Annotated in this window: 13 protein-coding genes and 1 tRNA gene; 5 read left to right on the top strand and 9 right to left on the bottom strand. The window is 57.1% G+C overall.

The window, feature by feature from the left end:
• Positions 1–5 precede the first annotated feature (5 nt).
• The 5 genes from HMPREF3098_RS09950 to HMPREF3098_RS09930 all read right to left on the bottom strand — a co-directional run bounded on the left by HMPREF3098_RS09950 (position 6) and on the right by HMPREF3098_RS09930 (position 6,807).
• Positions 6–1,607, bottom strand: a complete 1,602-nt coding sequence (locus HMPREF3098_RS09950; RefSeq protein ID WP_070435010.1) for a SpaH/EbpB family LPXTG-anchored major pilin — start codon at positions 1,605–1,607, stop codon at positions 6–8.
• Positions 1,607–2,521, bottom strand: a complete 915-nt coding sequence (locus HMPREF3098_RS09945) for a class C sortase (RefSeq protein ID WP_070435009.1) — start codon at positions 2,519–2,521, stop codon at positions 1,607–1,609. The genes HMPREF3098_RS09950 and HMPREF3098_RS09945 overlap by 1 nt, the downstream gene beginning before the upstream one ends.
• Before the next feature lie 45 nt (positions 2,522–2,566).
• Positions 2,567–4,117: a SpaH/EbpB family LPXTG-anchored major pilin gene (locus HMPREF3098_RS09940; RefSeq protein ID WP_070435008.1), complete on the bottom strand. Its 1,551-nt coding sequence runs from the start codon at positions 4,115–4,117 to the stop codon at positions 2,567–2,569.
• Between the two features lie 251 nt (positions 4,118–4,368).
• Positions 4,369–5,325: an amidohydrolase family protein gene (locus tag HMPREF3098_RS09935; RefSeq protein WP_070435007.1), complete on the bottom strand. Its 957-nt coding sequence runs from the start codon at positions 5,323–5,325 to the stop codon at positions 4,369–4,371.
• A gap of 12 nt (positions 5,326–5,337) precedes the next feature.
• Positions 5,338–6,807 (bottom strand): MFS transporter, encoded by a 1,470-nt coding sequence (locus HMPREF3098_RS09930; protein ID WP_083284455.1) that lies wholly within the window; start codon positions 6,805–6,807, stop codon positions 5,338–5,340.
• 124 nt (positions 6,808–6,931) lie between these two features.
• Here HMPREF3098_RS09930 and HMPREF3098_RS09925 point away from each other — a divergent pair, with 124 nt between their 5' ends.
• Positions 6,932–7,921, top strand: coding sequence for an Lrp/AsnC family transcriptional regulator (locus tag HMPREF3098_RS09925; protein WP_168156024.1), 990 nt, complete (start codon positions 6,932–6,934; stop codon positions 7,919–7,921).
• A gap of 156 nt (positions 7,922–8,077) precedes the next feature.
• On the opposite strand, the gene HMPREF3098_RS09920 is transcribed toward HMPREF3098_RS09925, so the two are convergent.
• The 4 genes from HMPREF3098_RS09920 to pgm form a co-directional block, all read right to left on the bottom strand.
• Positions 8,078–9,133 (bottom strand): zinc-dependent alcohol dehydrogenase family protein, encoded by a 1,056-nt coding sequence (locus tag HMPREF3098_RS09920; RefSeq protein WP_070435005.1) that lies wholly within the window; start codon positions 9,131–9,133, stop codon positions 8,078–8,080.
• A 423-nt stretch (positions 9,134–9,556) separates the two neighbouring features.
• Positions 9,557–9,632 (bottom strand) — tRNA-Ala (locus HMPREF3098_RS09915).
• Positions 9,633–9,909: 277 nt separating this feature from the next.
• Positions 9,910–10,674, bottom strand: a complete 765-nt coding sequence (locus HMPREF3098_RS09910; RefSeq protein WP_035115427.1) for a DsbA family protein — start codon at positions 10,672–10,674, stop codon at positions 9,910–9,912.
• A gap of 402 nt (positions 10,675–11,076) precedes the next feature.
• Complete coding sequence (pgm, locus tag HMPREF3098_RS09905) at positions 11,077–12,819, bottom strand: phosphoglucomutase (alpha-D-glucose-1,6-bisphosphate-dependent) (RefSeq protein ID WP_070435004.1); 1,743 nt, start codon at positions 12,817–12,819, stop codon at positions 11,077–11,079.
• Positions 12,820–13,262: 443 nt separating this feature from the next.
• Here pgm and HMPREF3098_RS09900 point away from each other — a divergent pair, with 443 nt between their 5' ends.
• From HMPREF3098_RS09900 to HMPREF3098_RS09885, 4 genes are all read left to right on the top strand, one after another.
• Positions 13,263–14,756 carry an alanine/glycine:cation symporter family protein gene (locus tag HMPREF3098_RS09900; protein ID WP_070435035.1) on the top strand — a complete coding sequence of 498 codons (1,494 nt, stop codon included), beginning with the start codon at positions 13,263–13,265 and terminating at the stop codon, positions 14,754–14,756.
• 125 nt (positions 14,757–14,881) lie between these two features.
• On the top strand, positions 14,882–16,513 hold the full coding sequence (locus HMPREF3098_RS09895) for an AMP-binding protein (protein WP_070435003.1): 1,632 nt from the start codon (positions 14,882–14,884) through the stop codon (positions 16,511–16,513).
• A 22-nt stretch (positions 16,514–16,535) separates the two neighbouring features.
• Entirely contained in the window at positions 16,536–18,026 is a 1,491-nt protein-coding gene (locus HMPREF3098_RS09890) for a glutamate-cysteine ligase family protein (RefSeq protein ID WP_070435034.1), read from the top strand.
• Between the two features lie 372 nt (positions 18,027–18,398).
• Complete coding sequence (locus HMPREF3098_RS09885) at positions 18,399–19,340, top strand: arylamine N-acetyltransferase family protein (RefSeq protein ID WP_070435002.1); 942 nt, start codon at positions 18,399–18,401, stop codon at positions 19,338–19,340.
• Positions 19,341–19,380: the final 40 nt, after the last annotated feature.

Below are 19,380 nucleotides of genomic sequence, written 5' to 3'. Positions count from 1 at the left end.
GCTGCTTATTCATCGCCACTCACCTCCCGGGGCCTAGTCGGCGTTGAGGTGGGGTGCATGTGGGCGTCGGAATTATCTTTTCGACGCCTACGGCCAACCACGACGAAGAAGCCCACCAGCACTAAGGCGAAGCCAGCGCCAAGCAACCCTAAGACGTTCGCACCCGTCATGGGCAACCTATCGATCAAACCCGGAAGGCCACCGCGGGACGGAACCTCTCCGGGGGGAATTCCCTGGGTAGGTCCACCGTGTGAACCGGCCGGCGCGGTAGTGGACCCTGGAACGCAATTGGGACATTGTGGCCGGCTTCCGGGGACAGGATGATTGTGTCCACCCGGTGGCAGCGGGTAGATGGGCGAGAAAATCCAGTCTGGCCACTCGCCGGGATTGACGGGCAATTGGCCCTCTGGGTCGTCTGGTACCGAGGCGGAGGGGCCAACCACGAATTCAACTTCATTCGATTCCACGAGTGATTCGGATGACCCAGGCAGCAGATGCGGCCAATACGGGTGACCGTCGGGGAAACTAAGCGTAACGTTTTTAATTCGGGTACCTTCGGGCGTATTAGCTTTGACGGTCGTTTGAATATCGAAAGATACGCGCGTTTCAGGGTGCCCATTGCGCATGCCGGCGGCCTTAATAAGCCCATTTTCTGTAAGGATGATTTTCACGATTTTATCTGCGTAACCGTGGTCACTAGCTTGGGGCGCACCCTGCAGTTCTACGCGAAAATCGTCACCTTCTCGCAAGTGAATTGTCTTTTCCCCGTTGACAATCAAGCCGTCGGTGACACCTTTGAACTCGAGATTCCGGTCCAGTGGATCTGCCATAATCAGCTGGTACAGCTTGCCCCGCACGTCGGGTGCTGGGAGTGTTGTTTCGAGGCGATAGCGCACGATGCCGTTCTTGTGTTCCTCGGCAATACGATTTGCCTCTGGGGTTCCGGGCACACCACTGACGATGTTTTTCGTGGCCACGATTGGCTGATTTTTTGCACGGACGACCACGTTGGGGTTGCCCGCTGCATCTGGAACGGCCACGAGGAAAGGCGCGATCACCGAGTAATTGGTGTTGCCCACCCGGCTGGGCTTTTCACGAACGAGGTATACCCCGCGCGTGAGGTCAGAAAAACGTGCTTCACCATCGGCTGCAGTTACCGCCGTGAGCGCGGGTCCTTGCGGATACGTCGACTGTTCGGTCAACAACCGCGGGTCGCTTTGCACTAAGTTTCCTAGCTCCACCTGATCGTCGACATCAAGGCCCTCCAGCTTGTTTATCTGGAATGTGATGCCACCCAATGGTTGGGGTTCGGTAGCGGTAGGGCCCAAGGTTCGCCATGCGGGGTCGCCATCAAACTTGTGGACGGTGAGGCTGTATTGGCCTGTGCCTGTGTCCGGTGCCCCACCATCGCCTTGGGCGCGCGCGACTTGAGCCCGCGCCACCCCTCCACCGGCGATCACCGTGCCTGTCAATCCCAGCAGTGTTATGACCCCGAGCAAAGCCAACACGAATGCGCGCCCGAACCCCAGAGCTGGGGCCACCCCCGTCAACATGGGCTGGCCGTGGTTAATTACCCGCTGCTGGCGTGCGCCCGTTCGTACGTGCATTACTGCTTTACCTTCTGTGCCTTGGTGCCTGCTTGGCCTTGAGCCGTAGGTACCGGATCTTCATTCTTTTTTCGACGCCTACGCCACAGCCACCACAGCAGATACAGCAAGGCTGCAAGGCTGATCACGAGGGCCGCAATCATCCATGGTTGCCACGGGCTGTGATACTCCTGCTCGATTGGCCCGGGTGGGAGCTTGGTGCGCTCTCCCCGAACCAGTAATCGGTGGGAATTCACACCGTAGGGCGTACAGGTGACCAAGGTGACGTAGTCTTTGCCCTCTTCAGGGCGGATTTTATTGATTTCTGAAGGCAGCACCGTTTGGATTTGGTCTACCTTGTAAGCTAGCTTCTCCCCCATGACTTCGATGACGAAAATGTCATCTTTCTTCATGTGGGTGAGGTTGTCGAACATGGTGAGGGTGGCCAGTCCGGTGTGGCCAGTGAGCACGCTGTGCGTCCCCTTCCCACCCACGGGCAGATCAGTTCCGTACAAGTGCCCAATGCCGTGTGACAATGTGTTTTGCGAAGTGCCGTGATACACCGGTAAATCCATGCCCACAGTAGGGGCTTGGAGCCGGGCCATAATGGTGTTGACGTTGAGTTGCCGGAGGTACTTTTTGTATCCGGGCGAATTCACATCAACACCGTTGACCCATGGATCGGGTGCGCCGAAGGACGGCAGCTCCCGGTTGTATTGCCGAGCGGATTCTAGCGCTTGGCTGCGTTGTTCGGGCGTAAGGGCTTGCACATCGCGGCTGTAGCCTTGGGCAATGCGGTTTTGCTCCACGTTTTTGTAGTGGGTCAGAATCACGGGTGCGAGAAGCACCAGAATGCCCAACACGATGTAGACCACGGAGCGACGACTGCCCGCCTTACCGCGCTGAGTTGCGCGGCGCTGGTGACGTGCGGTCATAACTCCCCGGCCTTTCTGCCATCGTGGCAACTGCGCCTAAGGCTTTTACGCGGTTGCTTGCTGATCTTTGTTATCGCGGAAGCTTGTGTAAAGACCGCGCCCCAGCAGAGCTGCGCCCAAGAGGAAGATCAGGACAATACCCCACGCACCCGTCGCGGGAAGCTGGCCCAGGATGGAATCCTTCTTGTTATCGACGGTGACAGTCATCGCACGAGTGTCGGCATTGACGTCGATGTGACGTGGCTCTGGGTCACGTACAAAACCCTCAGGTGCTTTGGTTTCCACGGCACAGTATTGGAAGGTTACGGTCCCCGTTGCGCCACCAGCGGTGTAGCTAATGGGGAGTCCGAAAGCTTGCGCGGTGGATTGGTTAGAAACGGTTGTACCGGTGGTCAGGGTGGTGCTCAGTGCGGAGCCATTGTCCGTAGTGGCCACATTGAGAGCGTCTCCAAGGACCGTCCACTTACCGTCCTGCTGCTCACACCGGAAGACCTGGAATTGGGCCCCTGCCAGGTTGGGGTTGGTCTCAGCTGCAGCTGTCTTGGTAATGGTCAGGTTGCCAAACGTGGTGCTGGTTGGAGTGTCAGGGGTGGTTGGGTCATCGTCAACGACGTCCGTAGTGATTTGGCCACCATTTGGCAACTCCACGGTAGCGGTGTTGGTGATCACTCCGTTGCCCGGCAGAGAAACTACCTTCGCTTCAAAAGCAACGTGAACTTGCAGTGCCGGGTTCGTCTGGCGGGCCGCTTGCAGCTTAGACAAACCTGCCTCGTTGAACTCCACGCGCAGGGTGTTGTTATCGGTGGTTACGGTGTAGTCCGTTGTTTCGAGCTGTACGCCATCGGCGGTGACAACTGGAGCCGGGTCGGTTTGCAGAGCCAGGTTGGAAATCAGCTGGTCATTGATGTTAAACCGTGTGAGGTTGCCCGCAGGAACCGGTGCGTTGATGGTGTACTTGATGTTGCTTCCAAGAGAAGCCTTGGAAGCATCAACTTGCTTGTTCGGGGTGACGTTCTGGTTCTTTGGGTACACCGTGCGCTCGTAAACCCACTGTCCGTTGGCTCCGGAGTAAGGCAATGTGATCAAGAACGGTGGAGCAACGGTGTAGCCACCCTTTTGGATTTCAGTGACGCGGTAAACACCGACCTTGAATTCAGAGTTGGCCCCAGTATTGATTGAGGCCAAACCATCCGTATTCGTCGTGATGGTTGTCGTGTATCCCACCGAATTGTCACCCAAGCTGGCCGGTGTGATACCAGCCAGCTCTCCCCAACCATCAGCCGTGGTCAGGTCGATGCCATCGATGCGTTCAATCTTGAACTGCACACCTGACAGTGGCTTCAGATTATTTGGATCGGCCGGAGCACCTGTGCCACCCACTGGGTCGCCTTCGTACTTTTGAATGTTGAGCGTGACGTTGGCTCCCGCATTAACCAAATCTGCGGTGCCGGGACCTGGAGCGGCAGGCGCGCCGGAAGGGGCGGTAGTTCCAGTTGGATCCTGCGCCATGGCGGCAGGGATGCCGATGCCAGCGGAGGAAAAAGCGATGGTGGATGCAGCGACAGTTGCGACAAAGCGCGTGGAGAATCTGGACATGGTGTTCCTTTACGGAAAAATGGTGAGGCCAACCGGCGATAACGTTGACTTCAGCACCCTAGTGCCACCGCCTACATAAAATGCGCTACCGTCGGTTGTATTTTTACGTGCCTAACATTACGTTCTTCGTCAGAGTTTCACAAGCTTTACTTAAGCCCGCCACACACTGCCCTTGGATTCCGTTTTGGGTTCCTAATAATTAAGGGGGCAATCCTTCGCCGAGGTTTGCACGCACACAGCACCGGTCTCCGTTAAATCCCCAGCAATTTCTGTGCATTCCCACGCAGGATCGCTTCAATCTCATGCTGAGGCAGCTTGGCGTTCCGCACATAATCAAAGGCCCGCACGTAGTGCTCATCCTGGAAGTAGGGGTGATCAGAACCCGCCATAATCTGTTCAGCACCGAATGTCTCGGCCGCGAGTCGCAACGACGGTTCGTGGAAATTCGCGGCGTCGAAAAACATCTGCCGGAGCTGCGCATTGGGCGAGGCACTAAAAGCATCCCAGTCCGTGTAATTGTCTTCGATGCGCTGCGAAAGGAAGGGCAAATCGCCACCGAGGTGCGCGATGTGGAACGTAATGTTCGGGAAGCGACGGGGCACATCAGCCTTCAGCAGCTGCAAGGTCGCCGTCGCATCTTCAACCGGGGCCCCGTTGACCCATTCCAATTTTTGCGACGCCAACATGGGTGAGCACGCCCCTCCTCCGGTGGGGTGGACGTTGACCACTGCGCCACGCTCATTGAGCGCTGCCCACACCGGGTCAAACCGAGGATCATCTAAGAAAATCTTGCCTTGCGTTATCGTCGGCACCGAAATACCCACAAACTCGAGCTCTTCGAGCACACGAATCGCCTCGCGCACCGACTGATCCACATGTGGCAAGGGCAGTGCGCCGTAGGCGTGGAAGTGGCCTGGGTATTCCTCAACGATGCGAGCGTACTCATCGTTAACCCACTGCGCAGCGTCCAACGATGCTTGGGGGCTGTCACCTGAAGGCGATTGCGGGGCAACTGCTAGGATCTGCGTTTCAACTCCCGCCTTATCCATCCATTCCAGGCGACGCGTGAGGTCCTTCTCGCTGGAATCGGCATTCATTCCGCGTGCTATGGCCGTGGTCGCGGGATCCACACCCATAGCTTCGAGCTTGTCCAGATACTCAGCTGGGTACACGTGAGCGTGTGTATCAATAGCATGCATGTGAGACATCGGTTTTCCTTCTTATTCTGCCCGGGTGGGCTGTGTATTGGATTCGGCAACCGCAACACTGGGGCGCGGGTGACGGGCAAACCACGCCAAGACTGCGGCTACGACCGCCATGGCGATACCCATGATTCCTAGAGTAAGCAGCGCAGTTCGGCTCGGGGTGTTCACACCATTCACCGTGGTGATCATGGCTGCAGTGACTGCCGAAACCAGAGCGGAGGAAACGGCCATTCCGATGGCGCGCATCAGGGCATTGACGGCGTTAGCAGAACCGATTTCCGCCCGTGGCGCGTATTCCACGATCATCATGGGCATCGCTGCGTAACCGATTCCGATCCCCATGGACAACACGGTGGCGGCGAGGATTGTCCACGCCGGGTGAATGTGGATTCCTACCCGCATGAGGTACCCAAGGCCTGTAATGACCGCGCCCAGTACCAGCAACAGGCGCGGGCCCATGACGGCGGAAAGCCGGGCACTGAGTGGTGCCACCACCAACATGATTGCGGCACTCGGCAGCATGGCTAGTCCCGCCGCGCTCGCGCTCCAGCCGAAGCCGTTTTCCACCACGGGATTTTGCAGCTCGAGGGTGGTGAGAAGCAGGTTGGTGAACATCAGGATACCCATGAGGATCGAAGCTGCATTGGTCAGCAGAATCGGACGATCCGAGGCAGTTCCGAGATCTACCAGTGGAGATTCGATCCGCAGCTCGTACACGCCCCACGCGATCGTCACCACAATGCCGACCGCCAGGAGCCCGAGGGTCATCGCACTCCCCCATCCCCACGCCCCGCCTTGGGACAGAACGGTGAGAAGCGACGACAGCGCAACGATGAGCAACAGCGCACCAACGTAATCGAAGGTCTGCCTTTGGGTGACGCGATCGTTGGGCATTACCTTCCAGATCAGCAACACGGAAATACCAGACAGGATGGCAGCAACCACGAACATGGATTTCCACCCGAAGCCGGAGAGCAGCACTCCACCCAGTGGAATACCGATGCCGCCGCCGATACCCAGGGTTGCACTGAGAAGCGCTAAAGCACCAGGAATTCGGTCACCGGGCAAGCTGTGGCGCATTTGCGCCATTGCTACCGGCACCAGGGCGGTTCCAAGCCCCTGCAGTGCACGACCGATGATCATTGTGGTGATGCCACCCAGAGGGGCAATCACGGAACCAGCAAACACGAGTCCCATCGTGACGACCATTAGCGGGCGACGAGGAACGATGTCCGAAAGCCGTCCAATAATCGGGGTGGCAGCGGCACCTACAAGCAAAGTAGCGGTGACCAGCCACGATACTGTCAGTGGGCTCGTTCCTAGCAACTTGGGGAATCGCGGCACGGCCGGGACGACCAATGACTGCAGCAGCGTGACAACAAGGCAAGAAAATGCTGCCACGGCAATCAACATGCCAGGTTTGTCCGTCGTATGGTGGGCGGGAACCGTTGACGTGGTGGGCGATGTCTTTTCGGTTTGCGACACGTGACCGAACCTCACTTTCTCAATCTTCTACGAAGTCCGTGTCACAATCTAAATTAGACTTGCACGAAACCGAATGACCGTGCACGCTTTTGTCAATTCAACCGAAAATGCACCGAGAATCAACATGCAAACTTCAAACGAACGCAATTTCCCCCAACTTGACTCCCTTGATCTGAGGCTCATTGCCACCGCCAAGCGCTTTCCGGGGGAGAATTTCTCGGCTTGGTCCACGCACCTCGATGTGTCCTCCCACACGGTGGCACGTCACTACGAGCGGCTGCACCGCCACGGTGTGTTGCGCATCATTGGACGCACCCTTCCCAGCTTTGGGGGGCGCATGTCTTGGTTGATCCGCATGCAGAACCCCTCCCCTTACCTGCGAACGGTCGCCGCAGACTTTTCCTCATTGGACTTCACGCGCTGGGTGCGCCTATCCACAGACCGCCGAGAACTCATCTGTGGCCTAGTTGCCAGCGAGAGGGGCTTAGATCAGTTGCTTACCGCCGCGCACAAGAAGCTCCCCGATTCCACCATCTCTGCCCACCACTTGATGAAGGTATGGGGCCAACCCGGAGCGGTACCCTATGCATCAGCCCAGTTGGACAAGATGGACAAGGATATCTTGGCTCAATTGGAAGTTGATGGCCGGGTGTCGAATGCCTCTTTATCTCGACGCCTAGGCGCTGATCCAACCACGATCTCCCGAAGGCGCAAACGTTTGGAGGACACAAACGTCCTGTACTACGAAGCGGATATCGACACGCGTGTGTATGGCGATGGAAACGATGCCAACCTGTGGATCACCATGCGCCCGGGGAAAATTGATGAACTCGGGGCCTACCTGAAATTGCGGCCCGAGGTAAGTTTTGTTGCTGCGACCAGTGGGGCGTCGCAAATGGTTGTCCATGTGGCGCTGCATGCAGAAGGACCCCACAGCCCAGCTAAAACCGTGGCCACCGAGGAGGGAAAAACGCCGGAGACGGGGGGTGTTGGTGAGGACAAGGTTTTTAGTTCGATGAACTTAATGGAGTTCGTCGATGGGCTAACGGGCTGGGGAATTGACCATGTGGAGGTGGTTCCGATGGGAACGACAATGAAACGGCATCAGCGCTGAGTGCCACCGGCACCGGCGATGTGTTCCACACACATCCCGGTAGCACCAGCAAGGAAACGACCGTCGCTGGCGTACCAGGGGTGCTTACCTGGGGTGCTGGGCCAACTGACCGGGAGTATCACTTCCACGCCACATTCAGTCTGTTGCAGTTCTGTTTTAGGAATTGATGATGACTTTTAGCGCCTTAGTTTCTGCGGCATTGGTGAATACTTCGTATGCCTCCTCGAATTCATCAAACGTGAATCGGTGGCTGATAAAACCAGAGACGTCAATCCTGCGTTGAGCAAGCAGCTTAGTCAGCATCGGGGCAGAATCGGTATTGACTAGGCCAGTGGTGATAGTGAGATTTTCAATCCACAGATCCTGCAGTGGCAACTCGACCGCTGTTCCGTGTACACCGACGTTAGCAATGTGTCCGCCTGCCCGAACAATTTCGAGACACATATTCCACGTTGCGGGGATCCCCACAGCCTCGATGGCGACATCCACGCCGAGACCGTCGGTCATGCCCATGACCTGCTGCTTCCAATCATCATCAGAAGAGAGCACCCCGTCCGTAGCCCCGAACCTCTTCGCTTGCTCAATACGGTTGGGATCCAAATCTACTGCGATGACGCGACTTGGACCATAGAGTTGAGACGCTGTAATAGCTGCTAGACCAACTGGGCCGGCGCCGATGACTACCACCACATCTCCGGCCTTCACCTTGCCGTTGAGGATCCCGAGTTCGTGCCCGGTCGGCAAAATGTCGCTAATCATCGTTGCGTCCTCTGGGGAAACGCCCTCAGGAAGCTTTTGAACCGAGCTCTCCGCGAATGGAATGCGCACATATTCAGCTTGGGTTCCATCGATCAGGTGCCCGAAAATCCAGCCAATTCCGGAAGCTCCCTCGTCAGCAAGGCAGTGGCTCTGTAGATGCTTGCGGCAGTTTGAGCACTTTCCACACGACGTGACAGCCGAAACAATTACTTTGTCGCCGACTTTCAGTTCAGTGACTGCTTCACCAACCTCGGTGATTTCCGCAATTCCCTCATGCCCGAGAATTCTGCCATCCTCAACCGCCGGGACATCCCCCTTAAGGATGTGAAGATCGGTTCCACAGATAGTAGTGGTGAGCATTTTTCCAATGACGTCGGTGGGGTGCTGCAGCTCTGGCTCTGGAACGTCTTCCCAACTGGGCTTCCCTGGGCCACGGTAGACCATTGCCTTCATTGTCATCTCCTTAAATACGTCGCACGAGTGAAAGATAGTTTTCACTCGGAAGTAATTTGTAACACAATACCAACCATGTTGGACCTATTTCACAACCCGAAACAATGAAGTCGATAATTGGCCCTGTTTTAATATCAACTTTGCTACCTAATGAAAATTGAATTCAATTACGGTTTGGTCATTGAGTCATTTTGCGACGATCAAAATAATTGATCCCGCTTGCAGTGCAGAAACTCCCCCGATTTTGCTCCCAAACATTGCCTCATCTTTGCCAGATAGGCGAGCGATAATACCCCCGCAATCCACTACGAGACTCGAGCTCTAGGTGCTTAGATACGACAGCTCTAACTGCGTAAATACGACAGCTCTAACTGCTTAGGTACGACAAAACCCCAGCTCGTAAACGAACTGGGGAAATGCGGTTGGTGGAGCTAACGGGACTCGAACCCGTGACCCCCACACTGCCAGTGTGGTGCGCTACCAGCTGCGCCATAGCCCCGCATAGTTTGCGTTAACGCGTTCTCCATGGAGAAGCGAACGGATCTAAAGCTACCCGATCGCTCTCGAGCTAACCAAATCCGCAGGTCACCGGGAATAATCCCGCGGCGAGAACGGATGGATCGAGCTGAGGTCATCCGCTCTCTTTTGGGGCCGCTATGTCTCGAGGTCACTGCGTCTTGCTTTCGCAGTCACTGTGCCCCGGCATCCGACATGCTCTAGCGACCGCGATTGGTGACTCCTCGAACTCTTTGGCGGCCCCGGTTAATAAGCGCGGTTTACTTCTTTTCGCCGTTGTTCCCGCCCTTATTCCAGACCAGATCCGGAACCCACGACAGTGGCTTCTGGCCGCCATCGGACTTCAGCTCGTACGGCTTACCGTTGGCGAACACCTGCGGAGTAGACACCTGGGCACCCCGGTCGGTCAGAATCTTGGCGTTGCCCTCAAAGACCGGAAGAGCCTCGTCTTGGACTTCCCCCTTCTTGATCTTTTCAACCAGAGCAGGATCCACATCGTAGGCCTCGGCAGCCTTGCCCAGTTCCTCCCAGTTCCACGTACGTGCAACTTCTGGCTGATCCATAAACATCTTGTCGTGCATATTCCAGAATGCCTTGGCGTTTCCGGTCTTAGCGATCGCGTAGGCCACCGCGCCACCGCGAGTGGAGGACCCACCTGGCTTCTGGTCCAGGATATTCAGGAAGCGATACACTACCTTGACATCACCATCGGTGACGGCCTTGTGAACGTCCTCGTGATCCGCTTCAACCAAATCGGCGCAGTGAGGGCAGGAGAAGTCAGAGAAAATCTCGACCGTTGGCGCGTCCTTTTTCACCTTGTCCGAAGCGAGCGTCACCGCACCGTCGTTTGCCGAGACCGTAAAGTTGGCTTCCTGTTGCGGCATATCCTCCGCGATCGTATTTTTCGTGCTCTGCTTCCATACGAAGAGGCCAATAACGACCGCAGCGATGGCTAAAATCGCAACGATCACCCAGATAAAACCGCTTCCACCCCGGCTATTCGGGGCTTTGATCTGCTGACTCACTTAGGATTGTCCTTTCACAGCTGTCGCTTTCATGCCCCGGTAACAAAGGTCATGATCTGCGGAGGTCGGCTCGCATTTCGATGCGCCCGCACTCCGACAGAATTATCGTTCACCGTGGTAATGAACCATTTTGTAGAAGGGCATGTGCTCAATACAACAATGCTCTACTCTAACGACCTGCCCCCACAAATCTCTAATGATTTGCGTTTGAACTGCGCTATTGACAGCCAACTAGCAATCTGGCGCGCCACCGACACAGCAATTTCACAGTCGAAACGCGCAGCACAAGGGCCATTCGGAGCCTTTTAGACCTATTACGCCCAGCACGAGCCATGAGGGCGAACCTCGCTCGGCGTAGCTGACGCCCGCCCCCAACATCCAAACGCCCGTTTAAGCACCCAATTAAGCACCCAATACGGAGTCAACCACTGCTTGGGCCTCCTCCACGACCTGTTGCAAGTGTTCATCGCCCGCCATGGACTCCGCGTAGATCTTGTACTTGTCCTCAGTGCCGGAAGGCCGTGCAGCGAACCACGCGTTCTCAGTGGTCACCTTCACACCACCGATTGGCGCATCATTACCCGGCGCGGTGGTCATCACGTTGGTGATTTTCTCCCCTGCCAGTTCAGACTGCGTTACGTCGTGGGAGCTCAGCGCTTTCAAACGCGCCTTCTGCTCGCGGTTCGCCGGCGCGTCAATTCGGGTGTACGCAGGTGAGCCGAATTTCTCGATCAGGTCGCTATACCGCTGCGATGGGGATTCACCGGTGACAGCCAGGATCTCTGACGCCAGCAGGTCAGCGATGATTCCGTCCTTATCCGTTGACCACACCGTGCCATCGAAACGCAGGAAGCTTGCACCGGCAGATTCTTCGCCACCGAACACCACGCTGCCATCCACCAGGCCGGGCACAAACCACTTAAACCCCACTGGCACCTCCATGAGGTTTCTCTCATGCGCTGCCACCACCCGGTCAATCATCTGCGAGCTCACCAGAGTTTTACCGACCGACGCCCCCTTGGGCCATCCGTTTCGGTGCCCCAGCAGGTAGTCGATGGCCACTGACAGGTAGTGATTGGGATTCATCAACCCGGCATCTGGCGTGACAATTCCGTGGCGATCCGAGTCCGCGTCGTTACCCGTAGCAATATCGAATGCCGGCTGACCCGGCGAGCGCGCGTCGATGGATACTGCGCCCGCTCCCTGCCCGGCGGCTGCGGCGGCCTGAACGGCAGCCTGTCCAACCTGTTGCCCGCCGCTGACAGCGTTAACTAGGGATGCCATCGCGTAAGGCGAGGAGCAATCCATGCGGATCTTGCCGTCACTATCCAACGTCATGAAGCCAAAGGCTGGGTCTACTTTCGGGTTCACAACGGTCAAGTTCAAGCCGTGAACATCCGCGATGCGCTGCCAGTACTCCACCGAAGCTCCACCCATCGGGTCTGCCCCAATGCGCACACCAGCGTTCCTGATCGCCTCCATGTCGATGACCTCTGGGAGGGTATCAACATATAGCCCGCAGAAGTCATGCTTGACGAAAGTATTGGTGCTGGTGGAGCGTTTGATCTGGTCCAGCTTGCCGTCTAGGTAGTCGTTGGCCCGAGCGGCAATCCACTCCGTGGCGGTCGTATCAGCCGGGCCGCCCGTCGGCGGATTGTACTTAAAGCCACCGTCACGTGGCGGGTTGTGGGACGGAGTGATGACGATGCCGTCTGCCCTAGCGGCGTCGGTACCCGTAGGCCCACCCGGTAGCGCCTTGTTGTGCTCCAGAATGGCAAAACTAATGGCAGGGGTGGGCACGAAGCCGTCGTTGGAATCCACCCGAACGTCCACTCCATTGCCCGCTAGGACCTCAAGCGCGGTGGCCTGGGCTGGCTCCGACAAAGCATGCGGATCACGGCCAATAAACACCGGGCCACGGATGCCCTGCTCCGCGCGATAATCCACGATCGCTTGGGTAGTAGCCGCGATGTGATCCTCGTTAAACGCGCCGTCGAAGGAACTGCCCCGGTGACCCGAAGTTCCGAAGGTGACACGCTGAGCAGGGTCGGAGGCATCGGGATGTATGGAATGATAGGCCTCCAACAGGGCTGGGATATCTTCCAAATCTGCAGGCGTAGCAGGTTGTCCGGCGCGTGGGTGCATGATCGTGCTCCTCGAAAAGTTGGTCGCGCCATAGGCGTTGCGACCGGGTTGATAGGGCAGTTCAAAGCGGGACGAATCTTCCCGGCGCGATGTTGCCGAGAAAAAGATGCGCACCTCTTAACTAATAGAGTGCAATATCATGGGGGCTCTTGCTGTGTGGGAGCAGCTCTAGGCACTACAAAAGGGGGTGGGTGATGATCAGGCCCCTTTGTCCTCGACATAACACGTTCTCTTATCCGCGACCGGTATTCACGCGCGAGCGACCGGTAATCACACGCGGGCGACCAGCACACACCCGAGCGACCGGTAATCACGCGCGGGCGACCAGCACACACCCGTGCGACCAGCATGAGGGGGCAAGGACCCTCCCCCAACTACGTCCAATTTGCGCCAAAATCCGCAAATCAAAATAAATATCTGGCTCCATGCAGTACCTTTTTCGCATGGTTGACGTTTCATATCAGGCAAGCTTCGCTGAGAGCTTAGAAACTATTGACAGTTTTGTTTGGGGTCAGTTTTTCCTCATTCCCCTTCTTCTTGGCGCAGGTTTAGTTCTCACTATCCGTCTGGCGGGCATACAATTTCGGTATCTTTTTGTAGCTTTACGCCACGGACTCGTCGACCGGAATGACGAGGGCGGAGCCGGTGATATTTCCCAATATCAAGCACTCACCACGGCGCTGGCCGCAACCGTTGGTGTGGGCAACATTGTCGGTGTTGCTACCGCCCTGTCGATCGGTGGACCCGGCGCGTTGTTCTGGATGTGGGTGACCGGCCTCGTGGGTATGGCCTCGAAGTACTCGGAGGCCTTCTTGGGGGTTCGCTTCCGCACATCCGATGCCAACGGCAAGATTTCCGGCGGTCCGCAGCGGTACTTGGAGTACGGCATCCGGGGTGGATTGGGGAAGTTCCTGGCATGGTTCTTCACCATCGCTGCGATTATCGCTTCGTTTGGCATTGGTAACCTCACCCAGGCCAACGCCGTGGCCGCCGGGCTGAAGGATACGTTCAATGTCGATCCCTGGGTCACCGGTGTAGTGATGTTCGTGCTGGTCGGAGCGGTTTTGCTGGGCGGCATCGAGACCATCGGTAAAGTCACCTCCGCCTTCGTTCCGCTGATGATCATCATCTACTTGGTCGGTGGATTCATTGTGTTAGCCATGCACGTGGATCAGATTCCGAGTGCATTTGCGCAAGTCTTCTCGGATGCATTCTCGGGCACGGCCGCGACCGGCGGTTTCGCTGGTGCCGCAATCATCGTGGCACTGCAAATGGGTGTGGCCCGCGGCATCTTCTCCAACGAATCCGGCATGGGCTCGGCCGCTATCGCCGCCGCGGCTGCGAAAACCACGCACCCGGTTCGCCAAGGCCTGGTTTCTATGACGCAAACCTTCATCGACACCATCATCGTGGTCACCATGACCGGGCTAGTTATCGTAACGACCGGTGTGTGGACCAACGGCAAGGAGTCTGCGGGCACCATGACTGCCGACGCATTCCGCGCAGGAATTGGTGCGGACTGGGGCGGCACGATCGTGTCGGTCTCCGTGGTGTTCTTCGCGTTCTCCACGATCTTGGGGTGGTCCTACTATGGTGAGCGCAACGCCGAACGTGCGCTGGGCCTGTGGGCCTCCCTGCCTTACCGTATGATCTTCACGTGCGTGGTTTTTGTGGGTGCGACCACTGAACTCAGTCTGGTTTGGACGCTTGCGGACATCGCCAACGGCCTCATGGCCCTGCCAAACCTGGTGGGTCTACTCATTCTCTCTGGGCTCATAGCCAAAGAGACGAAGGCCTACCTCGCCTTTGATCCCACGCTTCGCGCCACTCCCGAGTCTGTGGACAAGTTCCTTATCCACACCGACAATCCGTGGCGGGCCGACGTTGCAGCCGCGCCGAACGCAGGCAAAGCTCGCGAGACTGGGGGCTCAGAATAGAAGCCGAGTAAGCAGCAAGTGTGCTCGCTCCACCTGCACAGAGCATCGGTCCAGCAAGCGGAACAGCCCCCGAGCATTTTTGGCATTGAGGACAAAACTACCGAGTGACCATTTAACATTTCCCTATGGAAACTAATCGTTCTGGACTAAATGTTCCCCTCACTCCACTGCGCTTCCTCGAGCGCAGTGCCGCCACCTTTCCTCAATCCACTGCCTGCATCGATGGCTCGCGGCGGATCACGTTTGAGGAATTTCGTAACGACGCCCAAGCGCTTGCCCGGGCCCTACAAGCCAGTGGGCTCAACAAGGGTGACCGCGTAGGTGTTTTAGCACCTAACAGCTACGAAGCTCTGCTAGCCCAATTCGGGGTTCCCCTGGCTCAAGGGGTGATCGTGGCTATCAATACCCGGTTGGCCCCCGCCGAAGTTGCGTATATCCAGCAGCATTCCGGGTTCAATATCCTCCTGGGGACAGCCGACTTGCTCAATGCAGCCAAAGCCGACCTGCCAGCGGATATTGCTTTGGTAGAGATTCCCGAAGCCGATGGGTCTCAACCGGGCGATTTCCCCAGCGTCAGGGCGTTTTTGGATCCCCACCGCTCCGGCCCGGACCTACCGTTTGCCGTAGTCAATGAGAACGATCCAATCGCACTGAATTACACCTCCGGCACCACGGGCAAGCCCAAGGGTGTGGTCTATACCCACCGTGGCGCGTACCTGAACGCGCTTGGCGAAGTAAGTGCTCAAAAGTTCGATACCGACAGCGTGTATTTGTGGACACTCCCCATGTTCCACTGTTCTGGGTGGTGCACTGGATGGGCAACGATGGCGGTAGCCGCCACACAGATTGCCCTGCGCGCCGTACGCGGCCCGGAAATATGGCGCCTCATCAGCGAAGAGCACGTCACCCACATGTGCGGTGCACCAGCGGTGCTCACCACCCTGGTTGATGATGACAACAAGCGCCGTGTAAAGAACCTGCGCATTGTAACGGCAGGCGCTCCCCCAAGCCCCACCATTATCACCCGTTGCGAAAACCTCGGTGTGGAAGTCACACACGTGTACGGATTGACTGAGTCTTACGGACCCTACACTGTCTGTGAGCCCCAGCCAGAATGGTCGGATATGACAGTGCGGCGTCGAGCCGTTTTGAAAGCCCGGCAAGGAGTGCCCTTGATTACCAACGAAGAGGTACTGGTAGTCGAAAAAACCACGGACGACGACCCAACAATCGAAGAAGTACCCAGCGACGGCAAAACCATGGGCGAAATCGTCATGCGCGGAAACGGCATTATGGCCGGTTACTTCAATGATGACGAAGCCACGGATATTGCGTTCCGAGGCGGTTTTTTCCATACGGGCGACCTCGGCGTGAAGCATCCAGACGGCTACATTCAACTGCTTGACCGCGCGAAGGATGTGGTGGTCAGTGGTGGCGAGAATATCTCGACGATCGAGGTCGAACAGGCCATTGTCAGCTACCCCGATGTCTCAGATTGCGCGGTCGTGGGTGTACCCGATGACAAGTGGGGTGAGCGCCCGCGAGCTTTTGTGGTGCTACGCCCGGAAGCCCAATCTGCTGATCACGACGCCGTCGGCGAGGCCGTCATTGCACACTGTCGTGCACGCATTGCCGGTTACAAGGTGCCGCGAGACATCGTGATTTTAGACGAGCTACCCCGGACCTCAACGGGGAAGGTTCGAAAGAATGCGTTGCGTGAGGAGGCCTGGGCGGGCAAGTCCGCCAAAATTAACTGATCCCTGCGATATGCTTGCCTGCATGGGAGACGCCGTTTCATCACACACATACACCCCGAAGCAACGGACAAGTTACCGCAAGAATCTTCTGCACGACTTGGAGCTTTTCGATCACCACCTCCAAGAGGCAGAGTTCATGGATGAGGGTTCGATCGGTCTGGAGCTCGAGCTCAACCTTGTTGACGAGAACATGCAGCCGGCCAAGGTCGGTAAGGAAGTGCTGGAAGACCTTTCCGACGAGTTCCAATCGGAAATCGGGTCTTTCAATATTGAGGTGAATCACCCCCCGCTATCGATCTCTGGCGACGGCTTGCAGAGGCTTCATTCTGGGTTGGAACAACGATTGGATACGGCCCGCGCAGCTGCCCGCAAGCACGGCGCCAATGTAGCGATGATCGGCACGCTGCCCACCCTGACCACCGAATTCCTTTCCGATCCGTCGTGGATGACGCAGGAGAATCGCTACCGTGCTCTCAGCAACGCGGTTATGGAGGCACGTGGCGAACTGGTTCGGATCGATATCACCCGCCAGGACCGTTACTTGCACGATTTTGAAGACATCGCGCCAGAATCCGCATGCACGTCCATTCAGTTACACTTGCAGGTCGCGCCGAATCGTTTCGCGGACGCGTGGAACGCTTCTCAGGCAATTGCGGGTGTTCAGGCAGCCGTAGCGGCGAACTCTCCACTCTTCGCGGGTTATCAGTTGTGGCACGAGTCCCGCATTCCGCTGTTCGCTCAGTCCATCGATACCCGCACCAACGAGCTGGTAAATCAGGGCGTGCGCCCGCGAGTTTGGTTCGGGGAACGTTGGATTACCAGCGTGTTTGACCTGTTCGAGGAAAACGTGCGGTACTTCTCTCCCCTGCTGCCTGAGGCACGCCTAGAAGCCGGCAACCCCATCATGAATGGTAATAACCCGGCACTGCACTACCTTAACTTGCAAAACGGCACGGTCTGGCGCTGGAACCGGCCAATCTACGATCCGAACACACCGCAGGCGCACATCCGTGTGGAAAACCGTCTATTGCCTGCGGGGCCCACTGCGGCTGACATCGTGGCTGATGCTGCCTTTTACTACGGCCTCGTCAAGTACTTAAGCAACCAGGCTCGCCCGGTGTGGTCTCGTCTTCCTTTCTCTGATGCCGACGCCAACTTCAATGCCGGCGCCCGTGATGGGTTGTTCGCCCGTATGAAGTGGCCACGTGTTGGCAAGGTGAGTGTCAGCGAATTGGTTCGGGATCACCTTCTTGAGCAATCCCGCCGCGGGTTGGAATCACTTGATGTCAATAAGGACCTCATTGATACCTACTTGGGCATCATTGGTGCTCGCACTAAATCCCGCCAGAATGGCGCCACGTGGCAACTCACCGCGCTGGCGAATACCGGCGGTAGCAATATTGAGCCGGATTCTCCGCGGCGTCGGGAAGCAATTGCCCGCATGTTGGCCGCCTACTTAGACAACCAGCAAAGCGGCGAGCCCGTGCACACCTGGTCAACCAAGATCGACTAACGGGCCCGGCCGGCCGACTCCTGCATGTCTTGAGCGGTACGAATCGAGAAGCGTAACCGGCGGAACCGGTTCTTGCGAACCTCCGGCGAAAAAAGGCGGCAAACGGGCCCGGCCGGCTGACTCCTGCATGCCTTGAGCGGCACGAATCGAGAAGAGTAACCGGCGCAACCGGTGGGCGTGTGCGTTTCAAGGCATGGAAACGGGCCCTCGTGGCAATTTAGGGGTGTGAGAGCGGCCTCGCTGAAAAATCAGATCCCGCGAGTCTGCTTATCAGACAACAACCTCCTATCGTGGATGGCAACACTAGTGGCAGCACCCAATAGAAGTCTTGCGTGCTGTTACTCACCAATCCATAACGCAAAGGAGTACCAATTGGCAGCCGAGCCATTTGACCTTCACACCTACTTGCACAAGCTGGGATTGAACCCCGCGGATGAAGAAACTGACCCAACTTTCGACGGCAATTTCTTCCACGAATTACCTTCTCGACATGCGAATGCGATGCCCTTTGGCAATACCGAGGTTTTATCGGGACGAACGCCGGGAATCACCCCCGATAAGGCCTTCGACAAAATGGTGATTCGCAACGAGGCGGGTTATTGCCATGAGCACGCGCCCCTGATTAGAACAGCTATGCGTGAAATGGGTTTCGAAGTGCGTCCCGTGCTGGCGCGTGTACTGCTGAAAAATGTGGAGAATCCTTCGCCGTACACGCACCAGGCAAACTTGGTTGCCGATGGCGAAGCCTCATTTCTCGTTGACCCGGGATTCGGAGCTGGAACGCCCCTGCATCCCGTGCCACTTCCTTCAGAGGGGGAGGATTTTGGGCCTATTGTGGATTCGCCCCACGGCGACCACCGTATAGCTAGAGTAAGCGCCACGAAATTCACCGAGGTCCCGGGGATCGACTTTGTGTTGGAGACGCGACCGCACCAGGAGCATCGCGGTGACGACGGCGGTGATCCAGCTGCCGAAGATTCCGCTCCCGTTGACAACGACGGCGATGCATTCTCTGGGGTCTACGGTTTTTCCATGGCGCCTCTGGCGGAGTCCGACCTAGAAAATTCCAATTGGTGGGCCGCTACGCACCCCAGCTCGATATTCACTTCTATGTTGGCTTTGGCCCGCTACCGTCTGGATGGCACCAAGGTCACGCTCGCTAATGCGAAGTTCCGAGTCAGCCCTGCCGATGGTGAGGCGACGGAACGCGAGTTGGAGGGGCCCGAGGATCTGCAGAAGGTGCTGCGGGAGGAATTCGATACTTCGATTTCTTCCGAGGATGCGCGGGCCGTCTGGTCGAAGATCGACAAGTGACGTGCCTGTGAAAAACGGCGCCGGTTAGCGCCCGCCGTTG

The sequence above is a fragment of the Corynebacterium sp. HMSC28B08 genome, from assembly GCF_001806865.1.
In the GTDB taxonomy this organism is placed as follows: domain Bacteria; phylum Actinomycetota; class Actinomycetes; order Mycobacteriales; family Mycobacteriaceae; genus Corynebacterium; species Corynebacterium auriscanis.
Note: the sequence above shows the minus strand (reverse complement) of the source record. Positions and strands in the feature narration are given on the sequence as shown.

What these genes read in the sequence shown, in the direction of transcription:
- HMPREF3098_RS09890 (WP_070435034.1), top strand. Translation starts at nt 16,536, where the DNA reads ATGGGAGACGCCGTTTCATCACACACATACACCCCGAAGCAACGGACA.
- HMPREF3098_RS09950 (WP_070435010.1), bottom strand. Translation starts at nt 1,607, where the DNA reads ATGCACGTACGAACGGGCGCACGCCAGCAGCGGGTAATTAACCACGGC.
- HMPREF3098_RS09925 (WP_168156024.1), top strand. Translation starts at nt 6,932, where the DNA reads ATGCAAACTTCAAACGAACGCAATTTCCCCCAACTTGACTCCCTTGAT.
- pgm (WP_070435004.1), bottom strand. Translation starts at nt 12,819, where the DNA reads ATGCACCCACGCGCCGGACAACCTGCTACGCCTGCAGATTTGGAAGAT.
- HMPREF3098_RS09920 (WP_070435005.1), bottom strand. Translation starts at nt 9,133, where the DNA reads ATGAAGGCAATGGTCTACCGTGGCCCAGGGAAGCCCAGTTGGGAAGAC.
- HMPREF3098_RS09940 (WP_070435008.1), bottom strand. Translation starts at nt 4,117, where the DNA reads ATGTCCAGATTCTCCACGCGCTTTGTCGCAACTGTCGCTGCATCCACC.
- HMPREF3098_RS09945 (WP_070435009.1), bottom strand. Translation starts at nt 2,521, where the DNA reads ATGACCGCACGTCACCAGCGCCGCGCAACTCAGCGCGGTAAGGCGGGC.
- HMPREF3098_RS09900 (WP_070435035.1), top strand. Translation starts at nt 13,263, where the DNA reads ATGGTTGACGTTTCATATCAGGCAAGCTTCGCTGAGAGCTTAGAAACT.
- HMPREF3098_RS09895 (WP_070435003.1), top strand. Translation starts at nt 14,882, where the DNA reads ATGGAAACTAATCGTTCTGGACTAAATGTTCCCCTCACTCCACTGCGC.
- HMPREF3098_RS09935 (WP_070435007.1), bottom strand. Translation starts at nt 5,325, where the DNA reads ATGTCTCACATGCATGCTATTGATACACACGCTCACGTGTACCCAGCT.